The sequence below is a fragment of the Xanthovirga aplysinae genome (assembly GCF_009711365.1).
GTDB classification, from domain to species: domain Bacteria; phylum Bacteroidota; class Bacteroidia; order Cytophagales; family Cyclobacteriaceae; genus Xanthovirga; species Xanthovirga aplysinae.
The window spans coordinates 1-6,303 of the sequence record NZ_SMMB01000992.1 but is presented as its reverse complement, the minus strand read 5'-3'; the positions used below and the strand labels follow the sequence as shown (position 1 = coordinate 6,303).

Genomic DNA, 6,303 nt, shown 5'->3' with positions numbered 1-6,303 from the left:
AAACTCTCCATAAAGCCAAAATATCAATCATAATTTAATAAAAGGGAAATTGACAGAAAACCATAATAATCTCCCATTTACCATAAAATTAAAATACCCTAAAGCCACAAAAACCCCTATCATTCCAAAAAAATCTATAACTTTAATACAAACCACCTCATGTTCCCCTTATACCTTCCCCCACAATATGAGAACCTTAAAAAAGATTTTAGTTCCCACAGATTTTTCAGATTGTGCCCAAAATGCATCTAAAATAGCCATTGAACTTGCCCGATTTATTCAAGCCGAAGTTCATTTTTTTCACATGGTAGAAGCACCCTTAAATTGGATAAAATTAGAAAAGGAAAAAGAAAAAAATTTCCCTGAAGTTAAAGCTCACATTGCTTCTGCTCGCTCCAAGATCCAACATCTCATTGAAGAAGCTCAAAAAGCAAACGTGAATGCCAAGGAAAACCTTTCTTTTAATGAGAGTCCTTCCGAAATACTCAAGCATATTGAATCACAACCATTTGATCTGGTGATAATGGGTTCTCATGGTGCAGAAGGATGGCCAGCGGAAATGCTAGGTTCCAATACCCACAAAGTAATTCATCAAGCTAGTGTACCGGTGTTTGTGGTTAAAGCTTTACCAAAGCAATTATCTTTCAAAAAAATAATACTTGCCTATGACTTTAAGAAGGAGACTGAATCTCCAGCCATAGAAAAAATCTTAAACTTTTCAGTATGGATCAATGCCAAGGTTGAATTACTTTTTATCAATACTCCAATGGATTTTAGGGATACTCCAAGTATTCACCTAGCCATGGAAAAAGTTAAAGAGCAATATTCTGACCATATAAAAGGGCTTCATATTTTTAACTATTTCAACCTTGAAGAAGGGATACTTGAATTTTGCAAATATCATCATCCCGATTTAATTGGCATGATTACACATAGACAGAAAAGTTTTAAACGGTTATTTTCAGGTAGTGCCACGGAATATATTATTAACCACTCCCCTATTCCTGTTCTTAGCTTAAACCTCCAATAGAATTATCTCATGGAATTTAAGGACTATTACCAAATTTTAGGCATTGATAAATCTGCTACGGCAAATGAGGTAAAAAAGGCCTATCGTAAACTAGCTACAAAATACCATCCCGACAAAAACCCTGGAAATAAGGCATCGGAGGAAAAATTTAAAGAAATCAGCGAGGCTTATGAAGTCCTTGGAAATGAGGAAAACAGGAAAAAGTATGACAAACTAGGAGCCAACTGGAAATATTATCAAAGTCAAGGGAAAGATGCAGAGGGTTTTGATTGGTCTCAATACACAAGTCAAGGGGGAGGAAGGAATCATTACCAGCAATATGAAGGTGACTTAAATGATCTGTTTGGGGAAAGCGGTTTTTCCGACTTTTTTCAAACCATTTTTGGTGGCAGTCCATTTAGAGGAGGAACCGAAAGAAGAGGACCAGAAGATTTCTTTGAAAGAGGCAGACGCCCTCACAAGGGACAGGATTTAAATAGCGAATTAACCCTAAGTTTTGAAGAGGCTTTTGAAGGAAGCACCAAAATAATTGTAGTAAATAATCAAAAATTAAAGATTAAAATAAAACCCGGTGCGGAAAGTGGTCAGATTTTACGATTAAAGGGAAAAGGATATACAGGAAGCTATGGTGGTCCTTCGGGTGACTTAAATATCGCCTTGCAGGTAAATAAACACTCCACCTTCCAGCGTAAAGGGAAAGATCTTTATTCCGATTTGCAGGTAAATCTTTACACGGCCGTCTTGGGAGGAAAATCTTCCTTAATCACCCCACATGGGAAACTCAAATTAATGATTCCCAAAGGTTCCCAAAACGGTAAAGTTCTAAGGATAAAGGGAAAGGGAATGCCCATTTATGGAAAAAATGATCAATTTGGAGATTTTTACGCCCGTATACAAATATCCATACCCACTGCCCTAAGCCCTGAAGAACATAAGCTATTTGAAAAACTTAAGGATTTACAAAATCAAAAATCTAATTATTAAAAAAACTCCAATGGAACCCAACTTTACCCAACAAAAAACATTTGAGAATAAAGAGAACCTGTTAAATTAAAAATCAGAGAAAGGGCTCCCATTCAACAATGCTACTCCACATTGGCTAACAATGTAGCATGGGAGTCGTGAAAACCGTTCAAACAAATCTTTCCCAAAGCATAAAGAATAAACTTTGTCATGGAACACCCCCTTCTTCGGATAGAGCAAAGCCTTGAAAACCCCTATATTGAAAATTTTAGATCGAATGTAAAAAGTAGAAAGCTCAAATATTACGCAAGAGATTTGATTGGAGAACTTGGGTATAGAGATGTCGCCCAAATTCAAAATACCATAAAGAGAGTTAGCTGCATTTGTAAAGCATTGGATATCCCTCTGGAAGAAAATGTTCAGGCCATTTTTCGTTCGGAAGGTCATGTTTTGTACCAAGATTGGATTTTATCTCCTTTGGGCTATTTCCTTGTAACCATCAATGGACAGTCGACAAATCCCACAGTAGGTGAAGCCCAAATTAATCTATTTTTGAAATATATGAATAGATAAACATCAGTTTTAAAGAAAAGGGTTAAGATTTCTAAGCCCTTAAACTCATAGTCCAAACAGCTGCCCTTTTCACATGATTGACAATACTTTCAGCAACACTTCCTTTAAACAAATAATTTAATCCTCTTCTACTGTGGGTTGCCATGGCAATTATATCGGCATTGATGCCAGAGACAAAGGAAAAAATCCCCTCCTCTTCATTAATATCATTAATGGTATTCAAACTATAATTCTCAAATTGATGCTTTTGGGCAAATTCCACCATTCTTTTACGAACTTCTCCTCTGCTCACATTTTGTTCATCCATTAATACTGCTAAAATATATAGATGCGCCTTAAGATTTTTCTGAAAACGTTTTAATTCCTTCACAATTTTTTCCTGCTCATCGGCCAAATCTGTAGCATACACAATTTTTTTTACTTTATCCAGGCTCATAGCATGCTTAATAGTCAATACAGGCCTATTACAATAATGCACTAATTTCTCAGCATTAGAACCTAATACCCATTCACTAATGCCAGATGAACCTTTAGTACCCATTACCATCATTTCCACATCCTCCTCTGAAAGAACTTCAAGAATGGTAGATAGAAACTTCCCAGATAATACCCGAAAAGTGATCCTATCCTTCACAATAGGAAGCTCCTTTATCAAGGCTTTCAAACGATCTTCTTCCTGAGCAATTAATTCATGCCTAATTATAGTTTCGTTTCTAAAACCTACTACATTTATTAATTCCACGAAGCAATCATATAAATTTGAAAGCTGACAAGCCATTTTTGCTCCAACTCGTGCCTGGGGGGAAAAATCATAAGGAACCAGAATCTTTTTCATGGCATTATTTTTTCAAATGATTAAAATCTAACACCATAACACTTTGATAATCATTTTCATCTTAATACCAATTAATTCCTGAAATGGAAATCCATTAATAAAAAATGAAAGAAAAGTGGAGCCTTATTAGAGAAAAGAAAACTACTAATGAAAAAATATCAAAAAAATCGATTAATTCTGCTCTCCCCCCCAATAAGAAAAAAAGCACTTGAAAAGATCAATTAAAAAAATAGTAAATCTTTAAATCACTAATTTCCATACTTTATTCATTTTCCCTTGCAAATTAGAGTCAATTCCTCTTTAAAATTACCTGAATTAAGAGAATTAAACTTTTTTTTAAAAAAATTAGCACACAATAAAACCAAACCTATCTACCCTTTCAAAAAAAGAAATAAAATTTTATTTGAAAACTGAAATAAGCTCCCTAGTTTAGGGTAATATTTAAGATGAAATCAAACAAACTGAAGTGATAAAGATCTATTATTGGGGTTATGTAATTAAGTAAATGGTACAAGGTGTTATTCTATAACATTTTGTCCTTTACTTTTTTACATATGAAAAATTCAAAAGCACAGGTAAAAATAAGCCTGTGCTTTTTTTATTGTTAGAAAGATGGAGATTTTTAATGGAAACCAAAAGTGGATTGGTGAATAAGAGGAGAGCTTTTGTTATGTAAATAAAAGGATTTAAATATGATCTATCTTGGCAATTCCATGTTGGGTTTTCTGTATTTTTGACCTGATTTATCCTTATACCGATACTTATGTTTTTCATTCTTTCAAAATCTATTTACTTCCTATTTATGCCGATAAACATAATTTTTCTCTTAATGTTTTTGGCATATATTACCAAAAGAAAGAAACTTAAGAAATTCCTTTTTTCCTTAAGCATCTTACTTCTGGTACTATTTTCAAATAAGTGGGTTATCAATGAGTTATTAACCAAATGGGAAATTCCAGCAGTTTCTATTGAAGATGTTGAAAATTATGAAATAGGCATTGTCCTTACGGGAGTGACTAATTTGCAAAAATCACCAAAAGATCGAACCTACTTTAATAAAGGAGCCGACCGAATTATCCATGCTATCGATTTATATAAAAGAGGAAAAATCAAAAAAATTCTTATCAGCGGAGGTAGTGGAGATTTTTTTAACCAGGAAATTAGTGAAGCTAAAGATTTGGCTCGGGTCTGCAGAATGGCCGGAATTCCTCAAAAAGACCTCATTCTGGAAGAAAAATCAAGAAATACCCATGAAAATGCTCGAAACAGCGCCCTAATACTAAAAGAAAACTATCAAAATCAGAAGCTTTTGCTTATCACTTCGGCCTTTCATATGAGAAGGGCCAAAGCATGTTTTGAACATGAATCTATCAAAGTTGATACATTTAGCACTGATTTTTATACAGTAGACCAAAAATTCAAGCCAATTATGCTAATACCCAATTCAGAGGCAATTTATCATTGGCGAGTTCTCCTTCATGAATTATTGGGAATGGTAAGTTATAAATTGGCAGGATATATCTAATTAAGATAGAATTGAAGAATTAAGAACTTAAAACTTTTGAACCCATAAGGCTAGAATTTCTATTTCTTCTATTGATTTCTCATTAATTATTATTCGGTTTTAATTATTCTATACTTGTTCTCTAACTCGTTTATCCCTAATCCTGCAGCCACAGCAGCCCAGCTAGGAGCAAAAAGTACTCCTACCAATGGAATTAATAACAAAAGATTAAAAACTATGCCATTTCCCAGAACAAAGCCTTTATGTTTCCAAATGATCTTATTACTATCCGAAACATTAATCTGAAAATATTCATTTCGGTAATCCACCATAGAAAAACCAAAAAAATAACTCTCCACAAAGAAAATGGCAAAGGGCACAAGAGGGGAAATAACAGGCACCAAAAATCCAATCAACAGGAAAAGAATGGTAAACACCAACTCCTTTGAAATATTTATTAAAGCAATAATGCTTCCTCTAATCATATCAGAAAGGAAGCGTTTTAAACGAAATGGTTGTGGGTTTTGATTTTCAATATCCTGAACCTTATCTGAAATAAAAGTGAGAATTGGTGAAAAAAATAAAAGAATGACATACCTATATAATTTAAGATACAACATGACTACAATGAGTCTAATAGTAAAACCAATTATTAACTGTAAACCAACAGACCATCTTGATCCAGAATCCTCAAGACCCATTTTCAACAATAAATAATCGGTAATGGAAGCAGCATAAACATAAGCTAAAACACCTACCAATAAAAAGGCCGCCAAATTAAATCCGGCAGCAACCCAACTCATGTAATGCAACCGATGCTTATTAATAAATCTTAGAGCTTTGTAATAAAAATGTAGACTCAAGAAAAATTCATTCAAAAGACGCATAGGTTCTTGCTCATTTAATTAGAATTAAATGCAACAAAAGTAATAAAAATTGGAGTGAGAAATGAAGTAAAGAGGGAAGAGTTAAAAGTGAAAAATAGAGCGTATCATAGAGACATAAAGCTTTGTGTCCCTACATATCACATTTACCCATCTATACCTTTAATTTTCCCAAAAAGGTAAGAAACATTTAGCATATAACTTCCCTCCTTTAAAGGACCAATTTCATATTTCCAATCCCAATCGGCTATTCCTCCTGTAACAAATATAGGATCGGAAGTCAATACGGCAACAGTAGTAAATTCTACCACTTGGTGAAAATCAATGTCCACCACCCTACTAATTTTCCTATCGTCAGAATATGGGTAAATGAATGATAAATCAGATGGTTATTTTTGGGAATTAGGCGAAAGGTACACACAAGGAGAACCACTCCTAATACGTGTTTAGGTTTGATGATCATTTGATAATAGTTAATAGAGAAAGAAAAATCCAGCATGCAACGAATCAAAGT

General features: G+C 33.9%; 8 protein-coding genes. 4 read left to right on the top strand and 4 right to left on the bottom strand.

Translation table 11 applies throughout. The features are described 5' to 3' along the window. Positions 1-187 precede the first annotated feature (187 nt). From E1171_RS09830 to E1171_RS09820, 3 genes are all read left to right on the top strand, one after another. Complete coding sequence (locus E1171_RS09830) at positions 188-1,030, top strand: universal stress protein (protein ID WP_155205830.1); 843 nt, start codon at positions 188-190, stop codon at positions 1,028-1,030. A 9-nt stretch (positions 1,031-1,039) separates the two neighbouring features. Beyond that, positions 1,040-2,014 (top strand): DnaJ C-terminal domain-containing protein, encoded by a 975-nt coding sequence (locus E1171_RS09825; protein ID WP_155205829.1) that lies wholly within the window; start codon positions 1,040-1,042, stop codon positions 2,012-2,014. A 189-nt stretch (positions 2,015-2,203) separates the two neighbouring features. Then, entirely contained in the window at positions 2,204-2,566 is a 363-nt protein-coding gene (locus tag E1171_RS09820; RefSeq protein WP_155205828.1) for a hypothetical protein, read from the top strand. A gap of 31 nt (positions 2,567-2,597) precedes the next feature. On the opposite strand, the gene E1171_RS09815 is transcribed toward E1171_RS09820, so the two are convergent. Then, complete coding sequence (locus tag E1171_RS09815) at positions 2,598-3,401, bottom strand: universal stress protein (protein ID WP_155205827.1); 804 nt, start codon at positions 3,399-3,401, stop codon at positions 2,598-2,600. A gap of 829 nt (positions 3,402-4,230) precedes the next feature. Here E1171_RS09815 and E1171_RS09810 point away from each other — a divergent pair. Beyond that, entirely contained in the window at positions 4,231-4,926 is a 696-nt protein-coding gene (locus tag E1171_RS09810) for a YdcF family protein (RefSeq protein WP_187696373.1), read from the top strand. An 89-nt stretch (positions 4,927-5,015) separates the two neighbouring features. On the opposite strand, the gene E1171_RS09805 is transcribed toward E1171_RS09810, so the two are convergent. The 3 genes from E1171_RS09805 to E1171_RS24255 form a co-directional block, all read right to left on the bottom strand. Continuing rightward, positions 5,016-5,792 carry an EI24 domain-containing protein gene (locus E1171_RS09805; RefSeq protein ID WP_155205825.1) on the bottom strand — a complete coding sequence of 259 codons (777 nt, stop codon included), beginning with the start codon at positions 5,790-5,792 and terminating at the stop codon, positions 5,016-5,018. Positions 5,793-5,935: 143 nt separating this feature from the next. Beyond that, on the bottom strand, positions 5,936-6,100 hold the full coding sequence (locus E1171_RS09800; RefSeq protein WP_222931460.1) for a hypothetical protein: 165 nt from the start codon (positions 6,098-6,100) through the stop codon (positions 5,936-5,938). Continuing rightward, positions 6,094-6,303: hypothetical protein (locus E1171_RS24255; protein ID WP_222931459.1), on the bottom strand; the 210-nt coding region annotated here is incomplete at its 5' end. The genes E1171_RS09800 and E1171_RS24255, both read right to left, overlap by 7 nt.

Excerpts from the sequence above, each read along its gene's own strand:
- E1171_RS09830 (WP_155205830.1), top strand. The coding sequence starts at position 188 with ATGAGAACCTTAAAAAAGATTTTAGTTCCCACAGATTTTTCAGATTGT.
- E1171_RS09825 (WP_155205829.1), top strand. The coding sequence starts at position 1,040 with ATGGAATTTAAGGACTATTACCAAATTTTAGGCATTGATAAATCTGCT.
- E1171_RS09820 (WP_155205828.1), top strand. The coding sequence starts at position 2,204 with ATGGAACACCCCCTTCTTCGGATAGAGCAAAGCCTTGAAAACCCCTAT.
- E1171_RS09815 (WP_155205827.1), bottom strand. The coding sequence starts at position 3,401 with ATGAAAAAGATTCTGGTTCCTTATGATTTTTCCCCCCAGGCACGAGTT.
- E1171_RS09810 (WP_187696373.1), top strand. The coding sequence starts at position 4,231 with ATGTTTTTGGCATATATTACCAAAAGAAAGAAACTTAAGAAATTCCTT.
- E1171_RS09805 (WP_155205825.1), bottom strand. The coding sequence starts at position 5,792 with ATGCGTCTTTTGAATGAATTTTTCTTGAGTCTACATTTTTATTACAAA.